Here is a 308-nt window from a genome sequence, read left to right on the forward strand (position 1 = left end):
GTGGGTCGTAGGTTCAAGTCCTATCTCCGGCTCCATATATTAAAAAAAGCCTCATAAGCATCGCTTCTGAGGCTTTTTTTTGCTCCGGAAATTTTGCTGGATTTTACTCTCTCATCTTAAAAGCTAATCCAAAAAGATTTTTCCACGTGCCAAACCATTTTTCTGTTTCTTTAATCCTTTTAGCGAATAAATTATCCGGAACAGATGGTTAATTTTCTGTCATCTGCCGCTGAAAATTATTCAGCTGCCGCACTCCAGGGCTTGTTTATCTTTCATAACCACCAATGCTGGAGGCTATTTTTCCGTCC

This window comes from Methylophaga sp. UBA1464 (assembly GCF_002325665.1).
GTDB lineage: Bacteria > Pseudomonadota > Gammaproteobacteria > Nitrosococcales > Methylophagaceae > Methylophaga.